General features: G+C 44.8%; 24 protein-coding genes. 13 read left to right on the forward strand and 11 right to left on the reverse strand.

Annotated features, from left to right (window positions below):
- Positions 1-5 precede the first annotated feature (5 nt).
- Positions 6-932, reverse strand: coding sequence for a dihydrodipicolinate synthase family protein (locus ABWP14_RS00315; protein ID WP_353200988.1), 927 nt, complete (start codon positions 930-932; stop codon positions 6-8).
- An 11-nt stretch (positions 933-943) separates the two neighbouring features.
- Positions 944-1,873, reverse strand: coding sequence for a 2-hydroxyacid dehydrogenase (locus ABWP14_RS00320; RefSeq protein WP_353200989.1), 930 nt, complete (start codon positions 1,871-1,873; stop codon positions 944-946).
- A gap of 86 nt (positions 1,874-1,959) precedes the next feature.
- Here ABWP14_RS00320 and ABWP14_RS00325 point away from each other — a divergent pair, with 86 nt between their 5' ends.
- Positions 1,960-2,901, forward strand: a complete 942-nt coding sequence (locus tag ABWP14_RS00325) for a 3-hydroxyacyl-CoA dehydrogenase family protein (protein WP_353200990.1) — start codon at positions 1,960-1,962, stop codon at positions 2,899-2,901.
- A 13-nt stretch (positions 2,902-2,914) separates the two neighbouring features.
- Here the strand turns inward: ABWP14_RS00325 and ABWP14_RS00330 are convergent, their stop codons facing one another.
- Positions 2,915-4,120, reverse strand: a complete 1,206-nt coding sequence (locus ABWP14_RS00330) for an MFS transporter (RefSeq protein ID WP_353200991.1) — start codon at positions 4,118-4,120, stop codon at positions 2,915-2,917.
- A 44-nt stretch (positions 4,121-4,164) separates the two neighbouring features.
- Between ABWP14_RS00330 and ABWP14_RS00335 the strand changes: the two genes are divergently transcribed.
- Entirely contained in the window at positions 4,165-4,848 is a 684-nt protein-coding gene (locus tag ABWP14_RS00335) for a cytochrome b/b6 domain-containing protein (protein WP_353200992.1), read from the forward strand.
- On the opposite strand, the gene ABWP14_RS00340 is transcribed toward ABWP14_RS00335, so the two are convergent.
- Positions 4,835-5,287 (reverse strand): c-type cytochrome, encoded by a 453-nt coding sequence (locus ABWP14_RS00340; RefSeq protein ID WP_353200993.1) that lies wholly within the window; start codon positions 5,285-5,287, stop codon positions 4,835-4,837. The two genes, ABWP14_RS00335 and ABWP14_RS00340, sit on opposite strands and share 14 nt — an antisense overlap.
- Positions 5,288-5,379: 92 nt before the next feature.
- Positions 5,380-6,042 (reverse strand): site-2 protease family protein, encoded by a 663-nt coding sequence (locus ABWP14_RS00345; protein WP_353200994.1) that lies wholly within the window; start codon positions 6,040-6,042, stop codon positions 5,380-5,382.
- 27 nt (positions 6,043-6,069) lie between these two features.
- Here ABWP14_RS00345 and ABWP14_RS00350 point away from each other — a divergent pair, with 27 nt between their 5' ends.
- The 7 genes from ABWP14_RS00350 to ABWP14_RS00380 all read left to right on the forward strand — a co-directional run bounded on the left by ABWP14_RS00350 (position 6,070) and on the right by ABWP14_RS00380 (position 10,633).
- Positions 6,070-6,237 (forward strand): hypothetical protein, encoded by a 168-nt coding sequence (locus ABWP14_RS00350; protein WP_353200995.1) that lies wholly within the window; start codon positions 6,070-6,072, stop codon positions 6,235-6,237.
- Positions 6,238-6,281: 44 nt separating this feature from the next.
- Positions 6,282-6,419, forward strand: coding sequence for a hypothetical protein (locus ABWP14_RS00355; RefSeq protein WP_353200996.1), 138 nt, complete (start codon positions 6,282-6,284; stop codon positions 6,417-6,419).
- A 9-nt stretch (positions 6,420-6,428) separates the two neighbouring features.
- Complete coding sequence (ygiD, locus tag ABWP14_RS00360; RefSeq protein WP_353200997.1) at positions 6,429-7,208, forward strand: 4,5-DOPA-extradiol-dioxygenase; 780 nt, start codon at positions 6,429-6,431, stop codon at positions 7,206-7,208.
- Between the two features lie 10 nt (positions 7,209-7,218).
- Positions 7,219-7,596, forward strand: a complete 378-nt coding sequence (gene crcB, locus ABWP14_RS00365; RefSeq protein WP_353200998.1) for a fluoride efflux transporter CrcB — start codon at positions 7,219-7,221, stop codon at positions 7,594-7,596.
- Positions 7,597-7,682: 86 nt separating this feature from the next.
- The gene (locus ABWP14_RS00370) at positions 7,683-8,663 is read left to right on the forward strand and encodes a Bug family tripartite tricarboxylate transporter substrate binding protein (protein ID WP_353200999.1); all 981 of its coding nucleotides are present in this window, start codon (positions 7,683-7,685) and stop codon (positions 8,661-8,663) included.
- A complete protein-coding gene (locus ABWP14_RS00375) occupies positions 8,660-9,124 on the forward strand; it encodes a tripartite tricarboxylate transporter TctB family protein (RefSeq protein ID WP_353201000.1) in 465 nt (154 codons plus the stop codon). Before ABWP14_RS00370 ends, ABWP14_RS00375 begins: the two co-directional genes overlap by 4 nt.
- A gap of 12 nt (positions 9,125-9,136) precedes the next feature.
- Positions 9,137-10,633, forward strand: a complete 1,497-nt coding sequence (locus ABWP14_RS00380) for a tripartite tricarboxylate transporter permease (protein ID WP_353201001.1) — start codon at positions 9,137-9,139, stop codon at positions 10,631-10,633.
- On the opposite strand, the gene ABWP14_RS00385 is transcribed toward ABWP14_RS00380, so the two are convergent.
- The 6 genes from ABWP14_RS00385 to ABWP14_RS00410 all read right to left on the reverse strand — a co-directional run bounded on the left by ABWP14_RS00385 (position 10,630) and on the right by ABWP14_RS00410 (position 16,008).
- Positions 10,630-11,151 carry a chromate transporter gene (locus ABWP14_RS00385; protein ID WP_353201002.1) on the reverse strand — a complete coding sequence of 174 codons (522 nt, stop codon included), beginning with the start codon at positions 11,149-11,151 and terminating at the stop codon, positions 10,630-10,632. The two genes, ABWP14_RS00380 and ABWP14_RS00385, sit on opposite strands and share 4 nt — an antisense overlap.
- Positions 11,148-11,687, reverse strand: a complete 540-nt coding sequence (locus ABWP14_RS00390; protein ID WP_353201003.1) for a chromate transporter — start codon at positions 11,685-11,687, stop codon at positions 11,148-11,150. The genes ABWP14_RS00385 and ABWP14_RS00390 overlap by 4 nt, the downstream gene beginning before the upstream one ends.
- Before the next feature lie 16 nt (positions 11,688-11,703).
- On the reverse strand, positions 11,704-12,678 hold the full coding sequence (locus ABWP14_RS00395) for a D-2-hydroxyacid dehydrogenase family protein (protein ID WP_353201004.1): 975 nt from the start codon (positions 12,676-12,678) through the stop codon (positions 11,704-11,706).
- Between the two features lie 16 nt (positions 12,679-12,694).
- Positions 12,695-14,068 carry an MmgE/PrpD family protein gene (locus ABWP14_RS00400; RefSeq protein WP_353201005.1) on the reverse strand — a complete coding sequence of 458 codons (1,374 nt, stop codon included), beginning with the start codon at positions 14,066-14,068 and terminating at the stop codon, positions 12,695-12,697.
- 24 nt (positions 14,069-14,092) lie between these two features.
- Positions 14,093-15,103, reverse strand: a complete 1,011-nt coding sequence (locus tag ABWP14_RS00405) for a Bug family tripartite tricarboxylate transporter substrate binding protein (RefSeq protein ID WP_353201006.1) — start codon at positions 15,101-15,103, stop codon at positions 14,093-14,095.
- A 134-nt stretch (positions 15,104-15,237) separates the two neighbouring features.
- Positions 15,238-16,008 carry a sulfurtransferase gene (locus ABWP14_RS00410; protein ID WP_353201007.1) on the reverse strand — a complete coding sequence of 257 codons (771 nt, stop codon included), beginning with the start codon at positions 16,006-16,008 and terminating at the stop codon, positions 15,238-15,240.
- A gap of 72 nt (positions 16,009-16,080) precedes the next feature.
- Between ABWP14_RS00410 and ABWP14_RS00415 the strand changes: the two genes are divergently transcribed.
- The 4 genes from ABWP14_RS00415 to ABWP14_RS00430 are packed head-to-tail and all read left to right on the forward strand — an operon-like array spanning position 16,081 to position 19,667.
- On the forward strand, positions 16,081-17,082 hold the full coding sequence (locus ABWP14_RS00415; protein ID WP_353201008.1) for a tripartite tricarboxylate transporter substrate binding protein: 1,002 nt from the start codon (positions 16,081-16,083) through the stop codon (positions 17,080-17,082).
- A 9-nt stretch (positions 17,083-17,091) separates the two neighbouring features.
- Positions 17,092-17,643 (forward strand): carboxymuconolactone decarboxylase family protein, encoded by a 552-nt coding sequence (locus tag ABWP14_RS00420; RefSeq protein WP_353201009.1) that lies wholly within the window; start codon positions 17,092-17,094, stop codon positions 17,641-17,643.
- Complete coding sequence (locus ABWP14_RS00425) at positions 17,640-18,494, forward strand: pirin family protein (RefSeq protein WP_353201010.1); 855 nt, start codon at positions 17,640-17,642, stop codon at positions 18,492-18,494. The genes ABWP14_RS00420 and ABWP14_RS00425 overlap by 4 nt, the downstream gene beginning before the upstream one ends.
- Positions 18,495-19,667: a methyltransferase gene (locus ABWP14_RS00430; RefSeq protein WP_353201011.1), complete on the forward strand. Its 1,173-nt coding sequence runs from the start codon at positions 18,495-18,497 to the stop codon at positions 19,665-19,667. It begins immediately after the preceding gene.
- The last annotated feature ends 78 nt before the right edge of the window (positions 19,668-19,745 follow it).

Consider the following 19,745-nt stretch of genomic DNA (forward strand, 5'->3'; position numbering starts at 1 on the left):
TTAAATTAAAGACCAGGCATTGAAAAATGAGCTTTTTGTAATTCACTTAATAATTTTGTTTGTTGATCAGCAGTTAATTGCATCAGTGGCGGTAGCACTCTGAGCCAATCAGGATCTTTACTGAAGTGGGCAACGGCAGTTTTCATGCCAGCAATCATTTGGTATTGCGCAAAGATCGAGCGGAGGCTATCTAAGTCCGCTTGACGTTGATCAGCATCGGATTCTCTCCAGTGCGCTGCTAAATCAGCGATTGCTTTTGGATTGACGTTTGCAGTAGCAGAAATGCATCCAACCCCACCAGCTCGCAGGGTACGCATTAGGAAAACTTCGCTACCAGCATAAACACGGAAACCAGAAGGAGCTAGTAACTTAATAACGGATTCTGTATAAGCCCAGTCACCGGAACTATCCTTCATGCCAACCACAGTTTTTGGATACTCTTTAGCTAGGCGCTCAAGCAATGACAAACTTTTATTAATCTTGGTAACGGGCGGAATGTTGTAGATATAAATCTTCAGGGCTGAGCTAGCTACCTTTTGAATTACCTCTGAAAAATATGCAAAGAGTCCATCATCAGTAACGTCTTTGTAATAGAAGGGTGGAAGCATGAGAACGCCAGCACATTTGTGTGCAACCGCATGTTTAGTCATGGTAACGGTTGCATCAATCGAGGTAGCCCCGGTGCCCGGCATCATATGCTCGGGATTGAGTCCACCTTCGATGAGCGCTGTAAGCGTGTTCATTTTCTGTGGATCAGACATAGAGTTTGCTTCTGAGTTTGTGCCAAAGATTGCTTGACCAACACCATTAGCCTCTAACCACTTGCACTGCTTCAATAGCTTTTGTGCATCAGGACCGCCATCTGCCTTGAATGGCGTTAATACTGGCGATAGCACTGCAGGCAATGTTGAAGGGTGTAAGGAAATAGTCATTCTTGCTCCGATTAATTTTTTACTTCTGTCAGAAGTGGCTGCTGGTTAAAAAAGGCTTCTAAATTATCTACCGCTAAACGAGTCATTGCTATCCGTGTTTCTGCGGTAGCGCTGCCTATATGAGGCGTTAACAGTACATTATCAAGATTTAAGAAAGCAATATTGGGATTAGGTTCATTTTCGAAGACATCCAAAGCCGCGCCAGCAATCTTTTTATGCTGCAGTGCATATAAAAGGGCGGGTTCATCAATCACGCTGCCACGAGCGACATTAATTAAGTAACCCTTGGGACCAAGCGCTTTAAGCACTTGAGCATTGACCATTTTATCGGTATCGGGGGTAGCTGGACAGGTCAAAAAAAGCACATCGCATGCTTCTGCCAAAGATTGGATATCTTTAATATAGGTGTATGGCAAGTCCTTAGAAGAGGGTCCGCTGTAACAAACCCTCACCTTAAAGGGCAAGAGGCGTGCAGCTAGCTCTTGCCCAATCCGACCCATACCAGCAATGCCTACTCGTTTACCCGATAAGTTAGTGGTAATCCTAAAGGGGCCCTTAGACCAGGCAGTACTTTTGACAAGTTCTTGGGCTTCAGGCAGGCGCCGCAAGAGTCCGAGCATTATCCCCATCGCTAACTCGCAAACAGCATCATTGAGAACCCCTGGGGTGTTGCTGATTTTGATTCCCCGCTCTTTAAGGTAAGCCAGCGGAAGATTGTCATAACCAACACCACAGGTTGATACCATTCGGATGCTGGGGATTTGCCTAACTAAGGTTTCAGGCAGGGTAATGTTAGAACGAACTAAGATGGCCTCAAAATGACCTTCAGGTGCTGGGGCTCTTGGATCAGGATGGAGTATTGGAGTAAAGCGTCGATTAATTTCTGCCTGCATCATTTCAGGGAAATGGCCGACCTCTAACACCGAATTGACGGGGATCATGTCTCACAAACTTTTTTATTGGAATAATGCATCCATTGTAAAAGGATTTTTACCTAAAATTGCGCCCCCTATGAGGAGAATATGTCATGTTGTTTACCCCAGCCGAAACTAAAGTAGTGATTGTTGGAGGGGGCACTATGGGCGCAGACGTAGCTGCTGTCTGCGCGCGCGGTGGTTGTGCTGTGCAGGTGGTTGAGCCTACTACTGAACGCAGAGCCCTTTTGCCAGATTATTTTGCAAATACCCTGACTGAGTTGGGTTACGAAAATTGCGTTCATTTACTCAGCACTGCTGGGTCTTTAGAAGAAGTCGATTGGTCGGATGTGGATTTGGTGATTGAGTGCGTGCCTGAGCGCTTAGATATCAAACAAGAATTATTTGCCAAGCTTGAGAAGTACGCAAAGCCAGAAGCCGTATTAGCTAGTAATAGCACTAGCTTCCCCATTAGCCAAATTGCGAGCAGTTTGAAAACAGCCGCACGAATGATTGGCCTACATTTTTTTATGCCGGCCCATTTAATTCCCTGTGTAGAAGTGGTTTATGGCGAAAAAACTTCCCCCTTCGTTGGTGATAGCCTTTTTAGGTTGATGACTGCTTGTGGCATGGTTCCAGTGACTGTTAAAAAAGATTTACCCGGATTCTTGGCTAATCGTTTACAGCATGCGCTATCACGTGAAGCATTCTCGATGGTAGATCAAGGTATATGTACTCCTGAAGATATCGACAAGGCTGTCCGCTTTGGATTTGGTTTTCGCTATATCGCAGCCGGTCCAGCCATGCAGCGTGATCATGCAGGGCTTGAAATCCATGCTGCTGGAGGAGCGACGATTTATCCTTCCTTAAATAACTCCTCTACGATTGCAAAGTGCTTAAGTGAGCGCGTGGAGAGCGGAAAGTTTGGCATGAAAACTGGGGAAGGATTTTTCTCTTGGACTGCAGAAACGATTCAAGCAGAGCGTAAGCGTTATCAGAAAGCCTTGCGTGAGGGCTTAAAAATTATTCAGAAAGACCTACCGGAAATTAAATAATGATGAGGGCTGGCTAGGCAATATCTTTGATATTGAGTTTGCGCAAGTTGGGCGCAAATAGATAAGTCAGTAAAACAACCAAAATCGTCGCGCCTCCGCCAAATATGATCGAGGGCACTAAGCCCATGAGACTAGCGGCAATACCCGACTCTAGCGCGCCTAGTTCATTAGATGAGCCAATGAAGATGCCATTAATGGCACTAATCCTACCGCGCATGTGATCCGGTGTTGTGAGTTGCATAATGCTGCCACGAATCACTACTGAAACAGAATCACAACATCCAGAGATGAATAAGAAAAATGCGCAGATCCAGAGATTGCTTGAGATGGCAAAAGCAATAATGGCAATACCAAAGCCTGCAACTGAGAGAAGAAGGTATTTTCCTGACTCAGTCAGTATTGGCCGTCTTGCGAGGTAAATTCCGGTAATGACAGCGCCAGCCGCGGGTGCTGCTCGTAATATGCCAAGAGTCTCAGGCCCGGCATTGAGAACCTCTTTTACAAAAGCCGGCAGAATCGAGACTGCACCTCCAAAAAGTACAGCAAACATATCGAGCGCCATCACACTCAATATCAGTTCATGTTTTCTGACGTAATGAAATCCTTGTAAAAAGCTTTTCAAAAAATGATTAGAGAGTTCACCCCTCTTTTCTTGAATGACTTTAATGAAGGTAATGCCATACAAACCAAAGACAGCACAGAAGGCTGCCAATAAATAAGTCCACTCTAAGCCAGCGAAACCAATCATCAGGCCACCAAGTCCTGGACCCGCCACTACGCAAATCTGAAATGCAGAAGAAGCATAGGCGGTATAGCGGGTGAGTTGGTCTCTTGGAATGATTTGTCCAAAGAGGGCTTGGTAGGATGGGCGCAATAGGGCGCGGCCAACGCCGATGAAGGCGACTGCGCAATAAATAAGGGGGACAGGTGGCGTTAACCATCCCAGGGCAATCGCTGCCAAAAATAAAGCTACTGCCATATGTATTGCACAGGCTAACGCTGCAATCAGCTTTCTGGAGTAGTGGTCTACCGCATGACCTGAATACAAGGCGAGGGCAAAATAAGGAATTAATTCAGCTAGGCCGATCAGTCCTAGTGAAACTACGCTATTGGTAATTTCGTAAATGTGCCAACCTACCGCCACCATCGTGATCTGATAACTTAAGGTCGCACCAATGCGATAGAGCAGTAGGGTTCTAAAGGCTTTACTAGGATTCATGAATTTTGCTTAGTTTAAGTCAGATCCTGCTTTATTCTTTAGTAATGAAGAAAATCATTCGTGTTTGGGACTTACCAATTCGACTATTTCATTGGCTATTGGTATTGTGCATTACTGGTAGCGTGGTCAGCGTCAATATAGGTGGCAATGCTATGGAGTGGCATGCCTATTTTGGCTACAGCATTTTGGTCTTATTACTGTTTAGGATTGTCTGGGGTTTCATAGGCTCAACCCATGCTCGATTTGCTTCCTTCTTTCCGTCGAAGGAAAACGTATTGAACTATCTCAGTGGCAAGTCACCCCGAGTTTTAGGTCATAACCCTCTAGGGGCTATTTCTGTTTTTGCGCTGCTCTTTGTATTGAGTGTGCAAGTATTTACGGGCTTATTTGTAGATGATGAAATTGCTTTTCAGGGCCCACTGTCTAAATATGTTTCCAACGCAATGGTTTCTATTTTCTCGCAGCTTCACGAGGGCAATCAATTTCTGATCTACACCTTCATTGCCATTCATATTGCAGCTATTCTCTACTATCGCAAATTTAAGGGTGAAGATTTGATTGGGCCAATGTTCAGTGGCGATAAAGAAATTGACCCAAGCGAGGAGGCAAATTATTCACCAGCTGACTTGGGTCGACCATCCAAGGATGGTTTTATACAGCGTACGCTCGCCTTAACTCTATTGAGCGTGATCGCTTTAGTGATAGCTTATTTAATTACTTCTTCCTAAAATCATCATGACATCCTTTGCAGGTTTGTCCTGTGGCGCCAAACGCTTTCTTAATGCTTTCTAAGTCGCCAGACTGAGCGGCTTTATTCAGATCAACTACTGCCAACTGCATTTTTTCAGAAGCTGCTTTGAACTTAGCGTTATCGGACCAAATAGCGGGTTGTGCTTTACCACCTTCTGTGCCTGGTCCAAATGCCTGCCATGGCAAAGTAGACATCATCGCAATAATGGCTGCATTCTTAGCAACATCATCTTTGTTGTATGGGACTTCACCTTTAACAACAGCGCTAATTTTTCCAAAAGAATTTCCCAAGACGGTATAGACGCTTTGACGATATTTAATTGCATCTTCAGGCTTTTGGAATTGAGCAACAGCAAAGCCTGAACTCATTGTGAGGATAGTAGCGCTAGCAGCGAGAATAATTTTTTGTAGTTTCATGAGAAGCCTCTATTAATTAGGGGGTGAAAGGGGGTAAATTAAACAGTGAAATGAGCATACCCCAGAATGGCGGTTTTTGCCGCAGTAGCGCTCTACAGAATCATTTGCAGGGGTAGCGTAATGAGATAAAGAAGCCACTTAAAAAATGCGATGAGTGGCTCCATCCATAGACTGCCGATAATCCCCGTAAATAGCAGGGCAAGAACAATAAAAAAGCCCCAAGGTTCAAGTTTTCCAAGGGCAATTGACTGTCGGGCTGGCAGCAGGCTAGATAGTATTCGTCCCCCATCTAACGGCGGCAAGGGAAATAAATTAAATACGAGCAGAACCAGATTCCATCTCATACCAGCCTGTGCCATCTCAATGAAGAACTTTTCATTGATCCCAAATCCGAGAAGAAAGATCAGCAATATTGCCCAAATAATGGCTTGGAAGAAATTGGAGCCTGGTCCTGCTAATGCAACCCAGATTGAATCAATTCTGGGGTTTCTGAGGCGCCCAAAGTTGACCGGCACTGGTTTGGCATACCCCACTAAGAATGGAGATCCGGTCAGTATGAGCCCTAAAGGGATCAGAATGGTGCCTACTGGATCAATATGCTTGACAGGGTTTAAGGTCACTCGACCAAGCAGATAGGCGGTGTTATCGCCAAATCTACGTGCCGCATAGCCATGGGCTGCCTCATGGATAGTAATGGCGAAAATTAAGGGAATCGCATTAATTGCGATGGCTTGGATAGAATAGTCAGTAATCATGGCAATATGATATCTATGGAGTAAAAAGTGACTGACGATAAAAAACCCGATCCCAAGAACCCGGTTAAGCCTGTAATTGCTAAGCCAGCACCACGTCCACCTGCTCCCAAGGGGCCATCCGGCCCAGCAGGAAGGCCTCAGGCAGGCTTTGGTGGTGGAAAAGGCATGATGCGTAAGGCTGGGCGAGGTCGATAGTGGATAATTGCACTATTGATTAATGTGCATACAGAGGATTAAGCATGAACGAATGGCACAACGAGCCTAAAGAAGAAGTTAACAAAAAGATTATTACTTTGATCGTCATGTTAGCCGTAGCAACAAGCCTGGCAATTTTGTTTGCATTGGTCGCAGCTCATATTGGTTACGTATTCGGTTAATTCTTTTGAATGACTAGCCATCGCCAACCCGCTGTATTTGCTGGCCATGGTAGTCCAATGTATGCTTTAAAGCCGAATCGATATACACAGGCTTGGGCTTCACTAGGCAAATCACTAAAACGCCCAGATGCTGTTTTAGTCATATCAGCGCATTGGGTAACCCGAGGAGTTTGGGTTACCGCGATGCCAAAGCCTAAAACAATTCATGATTTTGGTGGGTTCCCACAAGAGCTGTTTGATATTGAGTATCCAGCCCCTGGATCTCCTGCACTCGCTGACCGAGTAAAAGAGCTCTTAAATGTTCCAGTAGTACTTGAGGAAAATGAGTGGGGCATTGATCATGGCGCTTGGTCTGTTCTGAGATATATATATCCCAAAGCTGATGTACCGATAGTTCAACTGAGTTTAGATGGGTCGATGTCTGCGCGAGGGCATTATGAATTAGCCAAGAAACTTCGCCCCTTGCGGGATGAAAATATTTTAATATTATCGAGTGGCAATGTCGTGCATAACTTGCGGACCATTGACTGGCATGACAATGCGGAGCCATTGATTTGGGCAAAAGATTTCAATCAATTTTTTATCTCTAAAATATGTGCCGAACATCATGAATCATTAATTGACTGGGAGCATTATGGTGATGCTGCGCATTTATCGATTCCAACTGCAGAGCATTATTGGCCAGCACTTTATACCTTGGCACTGCAGGAAGATGGGGAGTATGCTCAGATTTTTGCTGATGGTATAGAGATGAGTTCCATTAGTATGCTGAGTTTTTCAATTCAATAAAGCGCGTAATATGGGACTATCTTTTCTAGCAATATTTTTTGGAGCAGGGATCGGCGCTTTATTACGTGCCGGCTTTAACGTATTAACTGTGAGCGCTGGATCGGTCATACCATTGGGTACCCTTTTGGCAAATCTGCTTGGTGCTTATTTGGTTGGAATCGCAGTGGCTTTTTTTGGTAGTAATCCAAATGTATCCTCAGAGTGGAAGTTATTTGTGATTACCGGATTTTTAGGTGGACTTACCACTTTTTCTAGCTTTTCTGCCGAGGTAGTGAGTTTGATGCAGCGCGGAGATTACATATGGGCAATAGGAACTGCATTACTTCATTTGGTAGGTTCTTTGCTGCTCACTTTTCTGGGTATTTTGACATTTCAATCCTTTCGGTAAACGGATATTTGAGGTCTTTCAGGGAATTCGGTATAGTTTGTTCAGTTCGTTCTTGTATTTAGAAATTGATTCATTAAAGGAAAAAAATGAAAACGTCACGTAGAGACTTTATAGCTTATGGTTCTGCTTTTACATTGGTAAATAGCGTCCCATCATTTGTGTTTGCGCAAAACAAACCTTTATTTGAATCAATTAATATGTTTATTCCTGCTGCTCCTGGTGGCGGCTGGGATAGTACTGGTAGAGCGATTGAGATGGCGGCAAAGGATGCTAGCTTAGTGGGCTCCTTTCAGTTTGAGAATGTTGGTGGTGCTGGTGGGATGGTTGGCTTACCCCGATTTGTAAACCAACGTAAAGGTCAAGCTAATGCCTTAATGGTCGGCGGATCAGTGATGGTGGGCGCGGCCATTACCAATAAAAGTCCAGTGACGATGTCTGATGTCACTCCTATCGCATCCCTGACTGAAGAAGCTGGAATCATCGTGGTTCCAACCGATGGAAAAATTAAAACTTGGAAAGAGTTTGAGGAGGCTATTAAAGCCAATCCAAAAGCAGTCTCCGTAGCTGGTGGTAGTGCCGGTGGAACCGATCATCAACTCTTGGGACTCATTATTAAAGCCTTAGGTAAAAATCCTCGCGAGGCTGCCTATGTGGCCTTTGCAGGCGGAGGCCCAGCAAATGCTGCGATTCTAGGTGGTCAAGTTACTGCAGGGATTTCTGGTTATTCTGAATTTGCCGAGCAAATTAAGGCAGGTAAGATGAGAGCGCTTGCTGTATCGGGTAATAAGCGTATTCCAGGCGTCGATATACCCACCTTAAAAGAACTTGGTTTAAATGTGACTGCTGCTAATTGGCGAGGAGTGTTTGGTGCCCCAGGTATTAATGCTGCACAAAAAGCCGCATTAGTAGAATTAGTTACGAAGATGCACGACACCAAGGGTTGGGCAGAAACTTTAGAGAAAAGAAAGTGGTCTGACGCCTTTCTTGCGGGTGCGGCATTTGATGCTCAGTTGAAAAAGTATATTGCTGAAACAGAGACAGTGCTAAAAGAATTAGGCCTTGCATGAGCACTCGCCTGATTGCTAGCTTTTTGCTGGTATTTTGTGCGCTAGCTGTTTGGCAAGTATTCAGTATTCCGGAATCAACCATCCATTCTGAGGTAGGGCCCATCTTGGCCCCCTCTATTTTGGTTGCCTTACTGTCTTTATTGGGTGTTTTTTATTTATTCACTACCATTAGTAATAAGGCCCCAGATTGCACTCATCAAGAGGAAGATCGTCCGCTAAAAGGGGGATCAAGGCGTGTTTTGTATATACTTGGCGGCGGCCTTTCCTTTATCGTGCTTGCCAAAGTAATTGGTTTTTTAATTCCTGCTGGATTGTGTGGCCTGGGAGTATCGATGGCATTTGATGCCAAGTTCAATCTCAAAACACTGCTGATGGTATTTGGCATCGCGGGTGCATTTTGGGTATTATTTTCAGCGATTTTAGGGGTAGATTTAGGCCCAATCGTTCAGCTTCCTTTTTAAGTAAAGATCACCATGAGTTCTTTTGATTCCTTAATGCAAGGGTTTGCTGTTGCCTTGGAACCGATGACATTGCTTTATGGGTTCATAGGATGCTTAGTGGGTACCTTAGTTGGAGTGCTTCCTGGAATAGGGCCGGCGCTCACGATCGCTCTTTTATTGCCATTAACTTTTAAGGTGCCAGCCACCGCCATTTTTGTTTTATTCGCAGGTATCTATTACGGCGCTATGTATGGAGGTTCTACGACCTCCATTTTGCTCAATACCCCAGGTGAGTCTGCAACGATTGTCACTTCACTTGAAGGCAATAAGATGGCACGCCGCGGAAGAGCAGGTCCTGCTCTAGCGACCGCTGCAATAGGAAGCTTCGTTGCGGGAACGATTGGAACAATTGCTTTAACTTTCTTTGCGCCTTGGGTGGTTGATGCTGCATTGGCATTTGGTCCTGCTGAGTACTTTAGTTTGATGTTGATGGCCTTAGTAACGGTATCTGCTGTGCTGGGTAGCTCAGCACTTCGCGGCCTTATTTCTTTAGTAGCAGGTCTCTTATTTGGCTTGGTGGGTATCGATCTGCAGACAGGTCAGCCCCGTTTTACATTTGGCCAACCAGAATTTTTAGATGGAATTGAAGTGACGATTGTGGCGATAGGTTTATTCGCTATTGGTGAAGCCCTCTTTTTGGCATGGCAAGGTAAGGAAAATAAAAAGACCGATGTCCTAGCGGTATCGGGTAGTTTGTGGCTTTCAAAAGAAGATTTTGCGAGATCCTGGAAGGCTTGGATTAGAGGTAGTCTGTTTGGATTTCCTATTGGAGCAATGCCTGCTGGCGGTGCTGAGTTACCCACATTACTTTCTTACTATACGGAAAAGAAGCTCTCAAAGAAGCCCGAGGAGTTTGGTCATGGGGCAATTGAGGGTGTAGCGGGACCAGAGGCAGCCAATAATGCTGCTGCAGCTGGTGTATTGATGCCTTTATTAACTCTTGGTATTCCCACATCAGCTACTGCTGCAATTATTTTATCGGCCTTCGAGTCTTATGGCATTCAGGTAGGCCCCACTCTTTTTACGCAGCAAAGTAGTTTGGTTTGGACGCTGATTGCCAGCTTATATATTGGCAATGTTATTTTGTTGGTTCTGAATTTACCTTTAGTTGGATTATGGGTAAAGCTTCTAAAGATTCCTCCGCAATGGCTCTATGCAGGCATTGTGGTCATATCCGTTGCAGGAGTATATGGATCATCGAATTCAGTATTTGATGTGGGCCTACTGTTTTTCTTTGGGATACTTGGATTTGGCATGCGCCGCTTTGATTTTCCAGCCGCTCCTTTAATTATCGGCTTAATTTTGGGTCCGATGGCAGAACAATCGATGAGACAAGCACTGACGATTAGCCAAGGTGAATGGAGTACATTTTTTACTAGACCGATATCGGGCACTTTAATGGCGATCTCAATTGCCCTTTTGCTGGTTCCAAATATAGTCCGCTTGATTCGTAGCCGAAAGCCAGTTTAGATCAATCCCATTGATCCAATAATGGCGCCAAGCACGATTAAGTACAGTGGGTGCCAGCGGGTGAAAATGGTGAATAAGATTGTGAAGACTGTTAAAGCATAGGCTGCCACACCATGATTAATATGTAGAGCAATTTCCCACGCGGAGGATAGAACGAGTCCAATCGCTAGCGCTGCCGCTGCATATTGAATTGCTTGCATCTTTCGAGGGTCTTTGATTCCTAAGAGTAGGCGTTGCAGATAAAAGATCAAGATTGAAGAAGGCCATGCAATCGCGAATGTAGCAAGGAATGCGCCAAAGACCCCATATAAGTGCCAACCCAATAACGTGACCGTCATGAAGTTCGGACCCGGAGCCGCTTGCGCTATTGCAAAGTAATCTGAAAAGGTTTGGAGATCAATCCACCGTTCTTGATAGACTGCGAGATCAAGCAAATCAGGAAGAAGTGCGCTTACCCCGCCAAAGGCAACTAGAGAAAAGGCAGAAAGCTTTAGAAATAAGCTGAGTAAGATACTCATAATTTATGAGCTTTCTTCCAAGCCAGAAAGAGGGCAAATGGGGACGCAATTAAGACAACCCAACCCAAACCCAAATGAAAATAGCTTGCTGCTACGATGGTGATGACTACTACCAATAGCATTGCTGGATATTGAAATTCATCACGCATCATTTTCAATCCAGTTGAGGCAATTAAACCTACGCCTACAGCAGAGATGCCCCGCAAAACTCCTTTGACTGAATCTAAATAACTATAGTGGTCATAAATAACCGCAAGTAGTAACACTAGCAAAATAGGGCCTATGCTCAGGCCCAGAACTGCCGCAATCGCACCTCTAGCTCCAGCAAAGCGTGAGCCAACACAGACTGCTAGATTCATAATATTGGGGCCAGGAACAATTTGGCAGATACCCAGAATTGCACTAAATTCTTCCGAAGTGAGAATCTTGTCTTTTTCAACTAAAGTGCGCCTTGCCCACGGCAATACCCCACCAAAACCAGACATTGCAATTTTGTTAAAGCTTATAAAGAGCTGTAAAGGGGTCAATTGAGACAAGATTGAATTGCTTTGCTTACTGCGGCTTAAATGGGTGTGGCACTGGTCTACCTTCTAACCAAGCTTCTAAAGTTTGAGTGATTCCTTTAGAGAAGATTTCAAAAATCGGTTCAGCTATAAATCCTAAATGAGGAGTAACTAAAAGATTGGGGGTATTGCGAAGTGGGTCTGTTTCGGGGAGGGGTTCGACATCAAAAACATCTACTGCAGCTTGTCCAGGTCTTCCTGTTGCCAATGCCTTTTGAAGATCGGCCATATTGATCAATGCTGCACGAGAGGTATTGACTAAAATAGCGTCGGGGCGCATGAGAGCAAGTTGATCGGCCGATAGCAAGCCTTTTGTTCCAGGACCTGCTACTAAGTGCATGGTGACAACCTTGGATGTTTTTAATAGCTCTTCAAGACTTACTGCTTTAGCATTTTCAACAGCCGCTCTTTCGGGAGTCATATGAGGGCTCCAAGTCACCACTTCCATGCCAAAAGCTGCGCCAACTCGAGCAACCCGACTACCAATGGATCCCAGACCCATGACTCCAAGGCGCTCGCCTGCAAGCATCGGCAATACCGATAATTGGTCTCGCCAGCCGCCAGATGAGATGAGTTTATTTTCTTCAACCAAGCGTTTAGAGGCGCCTAATATTAAAGCCCAGGTAAGTTCTGCAGTGGTTTCTTTGGACGGCCCAGCGGGAGTTACTGCCACTGGAATATTTCGCGAGAGTAAGGCATTGGCATCAAGTGTGCCGTTGCGCTCGCCAGTAAACATCAAAAACTTCAGCTTAGGCAGACGTGCAATCATTGCCTGATTCAATGGAGAACGATCCCGAACGATTGCAATCGCATCAGCATCTTTGACTGCCTCATATAAAGCTTCATCTCGAAGTGGTTGATCATGAAAAGTGAGCTGAGCAAGCTTATCTAGTTTTTCCCAATTAGAAAAGCGTCGCAGAGCGCGTTCATAATCTCCGAGCATGACGATTTGAGGCTGAGTCATAGATACACTTTGAAAATTAGCCTGGAGTACATAGGGCAATGATTTGTTTGAGGTCAGATGCTTGACCTAATTTCCATAGGGCTGAAATTAATTGACGCATTTTTTCTTTGCCAATTACAGGCTCAGTAAGGTTCGTAAACTTTTGCTCTAAGTTGGCATCACTCATGGGATTCTCAACAGAGCCAATTGCATTCTTCACAAAGACATGCACTTCCTTGCCGTCCTTAAGAAAAGCTTTGACGTCTACCGATGCTTCGCTAATAGATGTATCGGTAGTGGCATTGACTTTGGCACGAAGGGCCACGACGTCAGCGCGATTGACGATGTCATCAGCGTATTCACCTTCACCAGCTTGCCCAAAAATGAGGCCAACTGCACATCCATGGTAAACACTGAACTTACCTTCAAGACCGTCTTTAGGTGTTTTCTTGCCGGTAAGCTCTAGCACCAAAGGATGCGCTCTCAATTCAATCCGCTCAACATCTTCTGCTTTAACGCCTTGCGCACGTAACTGAGCGCAAGCATCAATGGCGGGGTGAATCACAATGCCGCAAGCAAAAGGTTTATAGGTGTTTAAAGAAATTTCAAATGATTTTCCAAGGGCGCGATCAATTTCTGACCAATCGCATTTAGTGGAAACGGTTTGCATATAGCCACGACCTGCTTCAAGCGCTTTAGGGCTTGCAGTAAAGCCATGTTTAGCTAAGAGAGCGGAGAGCTGTCCTGCACGGGCTGCGCCTCCTGGATGAAATGGTTTAGTCATCGTGCCGAACTGTTCACGTATACCTACTGGTTGAGATGCAGCAATACCTAAAGCCATAGTTGTTTGATGTTCATTAAGTTCCATGAGGCGTGAACACGCTGCTGCCGAACCTAGCATTCCGGTAGAGCCAGTAATATGCCATCCACGATGATAGTGATCGGGATACATTGCATTACCAACGCGACAAGCAACATCAATGCCCAAAATCAGGGAGTCAATGATCTGTCGACCATTAACATTCATATGCTCACCTAGGGCCAGAATGGCAGAAGCCACTGGGCCTGCTGGGTGAATAACAGTCTTCAGGTGAGTATCGTCAAAGTCAAAGGTATGAGAGCTAATACCGTTGATTAATGCTGCACCACCCATATCTACTTTATCTTTACGACCTAATATGCTTGCTTGAGGGGCCGGCTGAAATTCACGAATAGCGGCTAAGGAAGAGTCCACACTTTCATGATTTGCAGCACCGATTGCACAACCAAGCCAATTTAAAAAAGTACGATGTGCTTCATGGTCTACTTCTGGGGTCCAACCTTGGCTTGGGTGCGAGGTAACAAACTTTGCCAATATTTGTGTGACTGGTGGCGCATTTAAATCCGCTGCTGCAGCAATAGCGTGAGACATAATTTTCCTATTTCTTAAAAGTCATTATTCAATTTCAATATTACGATCTTTTGCAACCTTAACCCAGCGGGCGATATCTTCTTTAATGTAGCTTTCAAATTGTTGTGGAGACATTGGCATCAGTGTCATTGCTTCACTTGCCATTTGCTCAGCAAATTCTGGTGTGGCCAATACTTTATTTAATTCGAGGTTGAGTTTTTTAACGACATGGTCAGGCAGGTTTGCTGGTCCTGAGACTCCATACCACTGTTGACCATCAAAGCCGTTGTAACCTAGCTCCTTAAAGGTTGGGATACTGGGATCCGCTATGCTTCTTTTTTGACCAGTTACCGCCAAAGCCCTGACGCGATTAGATTTTAAATACGGCATAGCGGCATACAGAGTTGGAAGCATCACTTGTGTTTGTCCGGCCAGTAAGTCAGTAAAGGCAGGGCCTATTCCTCGGTAAGGAATATGTACCATGAAGATGTTGGATGCAAGCTTGAACTGCTCTACCCCAAGATGGGTAAGTGTTCCAGGTCCCGCTGAGCCATAACTGAGTTTCGCGGGATTCTTTTTGGTGTACTCAACAAACTCTTTTAAATTCTTTACTGGTAAGTCGGGGTTGATAATGAGGGTATTGGGGGTTGCGCCAATCATGCCGATTGGTGTGAAATCTTTGATAGCGTCATATGGTAATTTACGAACAGCAGGGTTTGTGCCATGGGTTGCAACATAGGAGATCATGAGGGTGTAACCATCAGGACTTGCTTTTGCAATGGTTTGTGCAGCAATTGTTCCGCCACCACCGCCGATGTTCTCCACCACAATAGTTTGCCCAAGATTTTTAGATAAGCGTTCGGCTACCTTGCGCGCTAGGTTATCAAGGCCACCCCCTGCTGCGACAGGCGCAATGAGTTTGATTGGTTTAACGGGATAAGGGGTACTGGCTGCCGGAGTTTGCGCTTGCGTACTAGAACAAGCGATAAAGGTAAGGCAAGCAAGTGTTAGAGAGGATAAAAAAATCGGCCATTGCCGATTGAGTGAATTAAACATGTCTCAGATCCTATTTATTTTTTATTAATTAAGCTGTCTAGGTAAACATTTTACTATTGATGACAAATATTATCTCGATAGATAATGATGATTTTTTGGGGTAAATCTGCTCAAAAATTGACTCTGAGCCCAGCCTAGCTTACTTTAATATTTTTGCGCTTGGATTCTTCAAAAGGAATGGAGTCTAGATTGGGCTCTAAAGCCTCTCTTTGATCAAAAACAAAACAAGATCCTTGATAGTGGGCAGTGCCAACTTCCTCAAAATACTTCAGAATACCGCCCTCGAGTTGGTATGTGTGTTTCATACCAATTTCGCGCATGTACAAGCCCGATTTTTCACAGCGTATACCACCAGTACAAAAACTCACAATCGTTTTATCTGCGAGCTTTTCTTTGTGAGTTCTAATGACTTCTGGAAACTCAGTAAACTTTTGGATGTTAAAGTGCAGAGCATTTTCAAAAGTCCCATATTCCACCTCAAATGCATTACGGGTGTCGAGCATGACTACTGGGCGTCCTAAGTCATCTGTGCCGCGATCTAACCACTCTTGTAATTTTCTGGATGTAATAAAGTTAGCGCGACCCTCTTCTGGGCGAATGCTAGGGTGATTCATGCGAATGATCTCGGCTTTTAGCTTAATCAGCATCTTTTTAAAAGGCTGCTGTTCAGACCAGCTTTCTTTGGCAGTAAGAGACTGAAAGCGGGGATCAGAACGTAAGTAATCTAAAAACCCACGCATCTCTTTTTCTCTGCCTGCAAGAAATAGATTGATTCCCTCGCCCGTTAATAGGATGGTGCCTTTCAGTTCGCGGGTATTGCATTCCTCAAGCATTTTGCTGCGCAGAGTCGGCAAGTGATCAAGGCTCACGAATAAGTAGGCGGCAATGTTCAAAATCGGCTTCATATTATGTCTATTATCAAGCAAGCCGGCTGAGGGGGTGGTAATCTTGGGGCTTCCGTTTGGAGGAGATTATCTATGTCGTATTTGCAAAAAATAGTCCAAAAAGCAGTTCTGCTGGGCTTATTCATATTGAGTATTAGCGGGGTTGTAAGTGCGCAATCCTCTGGGGTAGGTACATGGCCGACCCAAAAACCGATTCGCTTGATTGCCGTGTTTCCACCAGGTGGTTCTGTGGACCAAGTTGCCCGCATTTTGGCGCCGGCATTACAGGCTGAGCTAAGGCAAAACGTGATTGTTGAAAATATTGGGGGTGCATCTGGTGTGATTGGCACCGCTGCGATGACCAGAGCAGATCCTGACGGTTATACCTTTGCTGTAGTCTTTGACACACATGGCGTAAATCCTATTCTGAAGGATAAGCTTCCCTATGACACCTTGAAAGATATTGCTCCAGTGACTTTAATTGGTACTTCGCCAATGGTCTTAGTTGCCAGCAAAGCATCCGGTATCACGAGTTTTAAGCAGCTAGTTGAGATGTCAAAAACAGGTAAGCAATTTAGCTACGGCTCTATTGGTATTGGAAGTTTGGGACATTTAGCAACAGCACGTTTAGCTAAGCAAGCTGGTTTTGACTGGAACCATATTCCTTATCGTGGTGGCGGCCCATTGATGCAAGATGCCTTAGGCGGTCAAGTACAGCTCGCAATCGGTTCAGAGTTTTTAGTCAAGCCACACGTTGACAGTGGTGGCGTTATTCCATTAGTGATTACTACTGACAAACGATCTTCTGCTTTACCGAGTGTGCCAACGATTGCTGAAAGTAGCTACCCAGGATTTAATGCGCCTGCATGGTGGGCAGTTCTCGCACCTGGTAAGACACCGCCAGCGATTGTGAATGCAATGAACCAAGCAGTAACAAAGGCATTAAAAACACCCGCTGTTGCTGATAAATTGAAAGCGCAAGGGATTGTGATTGTGGCTGGCAACCCCGAAGTATTAAATAACTTTATCGGTAAGCAAATTGCAGTCTGGGGTAGGTTTGTGATTGAAAATAATATTAAAGAAGCTGCTCAATAGAAGGTATTTATGTCAGAACGTTTAATTCCTTATCAGCCAATGGATTTGGCGGAGCCAGCTGAGCTTGTTGCAGCGATTCGTAAAAGGCGTGGTGGTGAATTTATTAATCTCGATCGCATGTTGTTGCATAGCGTGCCAATTGCGGAAGGCTGGAATCATTTTATTGGCGAGATACGCAATAACTTGTCCCTAGATCCCAAGCTACGTGAGTTAGCTATGTGTGGTGTAGCAGTTCTCAATGGGGCGGAATATGAATTCTTCCACCATGCGCCCCCTTTTAAGAAGGCAGGTGGGACTGAGGATCAGGTTCAAGCCATTCGTTTGATCGGTCAAGCCAATTTTCCAAAGCAGTTATTTAATCTGGTCGAGAATGATGCGCTTGATTTAACTTATCAGATGACCCGCAATATTAAAGTCGATAGTGAGTTAATGAAGCGCCTTCAACAAGATTTGGGAAGTACTGATACGGTCGAGCTGGTAACTGTAGTTGCAGCCTACAACATGGTATCCCGTTTCTTAATTGCGCTTGACGTTAATCCTGAGGATCATCTGCCGGCATGATTCGTAATATCCAAACCGTGATTCCTGGTGTTGCTACCTCTGACGGTGCTGGTGTAAAACTACGCCGTAGTCTTGGGGGTCAGCAGCGAGCGAGGCTAGATCCCTTCCTAATGCTGGATGAGTTTTCTTCAAATGATCCCAATGACTATGTTGCTGGATTTCCGGCACATCCACATCGGGGTTTTGAGACAGTGACCTATATGCTCGAGGGCCACATGTTGCATGAAGACCATCTGGGTAACCAAGGACATTTAAAAAGTGGGGGTGTGCAATGGATGACGGCTGGTCGGGGCATTATTCATTCTGAAATGCCACAGCAAGTCAGCGGCGCAATGCGTGGCTTTCAGTTATGGATTAATTTGCCTGCCAAAGAAAAAATGAAGCCTGCTGGATATCAGGATATTCAGGTGGAAGATATTCCGAAAGTCTCTTTGAGTAATGACGGGTCAGTAAAAGTGATTGCCGGAACTTTTGAAGAGGACGGCAAAACTGTTCAGGGTCCGATACAAGACATTACCACTGCACCTTTATTCTTGGATGTGCACTTACCTGCTGATGCTCAATTCGAGCACTCTATCCTTAAAGAGCAAAATGCATTTTTGTACGTATATGAAGGCGATATAGAAGTTGGCGACCCTATGAGACCAGCGCCAAAACAGGCTGCCATTATTTTGGGTGATGGTGATCGTTTGAAAGTAAAGGCTGGAGCCATGGGAGTACAATTGATTATTTTGGCAGCCTTGCCATTTCATGAGCCTATTGTGCAACACGGACCCTTTGTCATGAACACCCGTGCTGAGATTGAGCAGGCTATTGATGATTATCAAAATAACCGTTTTGTGGTTTCCTAGGTGATCCCATTAGAAACTCTTCAGTGGGAAGATAGCGGACAAACCCATAGTGCTAAGTGGCATTCTGAAAATGGTATTGCTCCGCATAAAAAGATTCAGATCGTTGACGACACGCTGACTGCTGATATCGCTTATCGCTTAGCTTGCGAGGGTACAGCAATACTCTATCGGGGAGACTTTCAGAATGCGCGACAGCTTTTACAGGCGCTAGTCAGAAGAGTAGATAAGGCTCCCAAAAAATCAAAGCGTATGGATCGGGTTGAGAAAGTAAAAAAACAAAGCCCACTAGATACCTTTAATCTCCATCGTCTTGCTCAGTCTCAACGAGCACGCATACTGGGAATGTTGTTGATCGAGATCAATACTGACCATAGCATTTCATTAAGACGAGCACCAGATGTGGCTCAAGCCTGCATGGAGACTTATGGGGAACAGTCTAAGACTTATGTCATATCCTTAAGAGAGTTACTTAGCGTCATCAGCGCACATGAGTGGCGCAAGAAGGGTGTGCCTATTTTGGCCAGGGACGATGAAGAGATTCGCATTCATCCACACTACGGCGTTTTCTCCCCCATCCGTGGAGAATATATTGAACTCGTGCTCAAAGCAGCATTACCAACCGCTATTCAGAAAAACTCTATCGCCTTTGATATTGGCGTGGGAACTGGTGTGCTATCAGTAGTTTTGGCATTGCGAGAAATCAAAAGGATTATTGCAACGGATCAAGATGATCGCGCTATAGCATGCGCTAAAGAAAATATCGTGCGCTTAGGCTTATCCTCGCAAATTGAAATTCTCAATACAAATCTATTTCCAGCAGAGAAAGCAGCGCTGATTGTTTGTAACCCCCCATGGTTGCCGGCAAGACCAAGCTCCACTTTAGAGCATGCTATTTATGATCCAGAGAGTCAAATGCTAAAAGGCTTTTTGAGTGGGCTCAAAGACCATTTGCTCAATTCTGGTGAGGCTTGGTTGATTCTTTCGGATTTAGCCGAGCATCTTGGTTTGCGAACACGAGAAGAGCTACTGACATGGATTGAGCAAGCTGGCTTAAAACTACTAGAGCGTCTTGATACGAAACCACATCACTCTAAAGTATTTGATAAAACAGATGCGCTACATGCAGCAAGATCAAAAGAAATCACCTCGCTGTGGCGCCTTGCTGCCAAATAAAAAGTAACAGAAATAAAGTAAAAAAATGAAATAAAGCTAAGAAGAAAAAACAAAACCCCTCTAAAAAATCAGAGGGGT

It is taken from the genome of Polynucleobacter sp., assembly GCF_040400325.1.
In the GTDB taxonomy this organism is placed as follows: Bacteria; Pseudomonadota; Gammaproteobacteria; order Burkholderiales; family Burkholderiaceae; genus Polynucleobacter.

Excerpts from the sequence above, each read along its gene's own strand:
- ABWP14_RS00315 (WP_353200988.1), bottom strand. The coding sequence starts at position 932 with ATGACTATTTCCTTACACCCTTCAACATTGCCTGCAGTGCTATCGCCA.
- ABWP14_RS00320 (WP_353200989.1), bottom strand. The coding sequence starts at position 1,873 with ATGATCCCCGTCAATTCGGTGTTAGAGGTCGGCCATTTCCCTGAAATG.
- ABWP14_RS00325 (WP_353200990.1), top strand. The coding sequence starts at position 1,960 with ATGTTGTTTACCCCAGCCGAAACTAAAGTAGTGATTGTTGGAGGGGGC.
- ABWP14_RS00330 (WP_353200991.1), bottom strand. The coding sequence starts at position 4,120 with ATGAATCCTAGTAAAGCCTTTAGAACCCTACTGCTCTATCGCATTGGT.
- ABWP14_RS00335 (WP_353200992.1), top strand. The coding sequence starts at position 4,165 with ATGAAGAAAATCATTCGTGTTTGGGACTTACCAATTCGACTATTTCAT.
- ABWP14_RS00340 (WP_353200993.1), bottom strand. The coding sequence starts at position 5,287 with ATGAAACTACAAAAAATTATTCTCGCTGCTAGCGCTACTATCCTCACA.
- ABWP14_RS00345 (WP_353200994.1), bottom strand. The coding sequence starts at position 6,042 with ATGATTACTGACTATTCTATCCAAGCCATCGCAATTAATGCGATTCCC.
- ABWP14_RS00355 (WP_353200996.1), top strand. The coding sequence starts at position 6,282 with ATGAACGAATGGCACAACGAGCCTAAAGAAGAAGTTAACAAAAAGATT.
- ygiD (WP_353200997.1), top strand. The coding sequence starts at position 6,429 with ATGACTAGCCATCGCCAACCCGCTGTATTTGCTGGCCATGGTAGTCCA.
- crcB (WP_353200998.1), top strand. The coding sequence starts at position 7,219 with ATGGGACTATCTTTTCTAGCAATATTTTTTGGAGCAGGGATCGGCGCT.
- ABWP14_RS00370 (WP_353200999.1), top strand. The coding sequence starts at position 7,683 with ATGAAAACGTCACGTAGAGACTTTATAGCTTATGGTTCTGCTTTTACA.
- ABWP14_RS00375 (WP_353201000.1), top strand. The coding sequence starts at position 8,660 with ATGAGCACTCGCCTGATTGCTAGCTTTTTGCTGGTATTTTGTGCGCTA.
- ABWP14_RS00380 (WP_353201001.1), top strand. The coding sequence starts at position 9,137 with ATGAGTTCTTTTGATTCCTTAATGCAAGGGTTTGCTGTTGCCTTGGAA.
- ABWP14_RS00385 (WP_353201002.1), bottom strand. The coding sequence starts at position 11,151 with ATGAGTATCTTACTCAGCTTATTTCTAAAGCTTTCTGCCTTTTCTCTA.
- ABWP14_RS00395 (WP_353201004.1), bottom strand. The coding sequence starts at position 12,678 with ATGACTCAGCCTCAAATCGTCATGCTCGGAGATTATGAACGCGCTCTG.
- ABWP14_RS00400 (WP_353201005.1), bottom strand. The coding sequence starts at position 14,068 with ATGTCTCACGCTATTGCTGCAGCAGCGGATTTAAATGCGCCACCAGTC.
- ABWP14_RS00405 (WP_353201006.1), bottom strand. The coding sequence starts at position 15,103 with ATGTTTAATTCACTCAATCGGCAATGGCCGATTTTTTTATCCTCTCTA.
- ABWP14_RS00410 (WP_353201007.1), bottom strand. The coding sequence starts at position 16,008 with ATGAAGCCGATTTTGAACATTGCCGCCTACTTATTCGTGAGCCTTGAT.
- ABWP14_RS00415 (WP_353201008.1), top strand. The coding sequence starts at position 16,081 with ATGTCGTATTTGCAAAAAATAGTCCAAAAAGCAGTTCTGCTGGGCTTA.
- ABWP14_RS00420 (WP_353201009.1), top strand. The coding sequence starts at position 17,092 with ATGTCAGAACGTTTAATTCCTTATCAGCCAATGGATTTGGCGGAGCCA.
- ABWP14_RS00425 (WP_353201010.1), top strand. The coding sequence starts at position 17,640 with ATGATTCGTAATATCCAAACCGTGATTCCTGGTGTTGCTACCTCTGAC.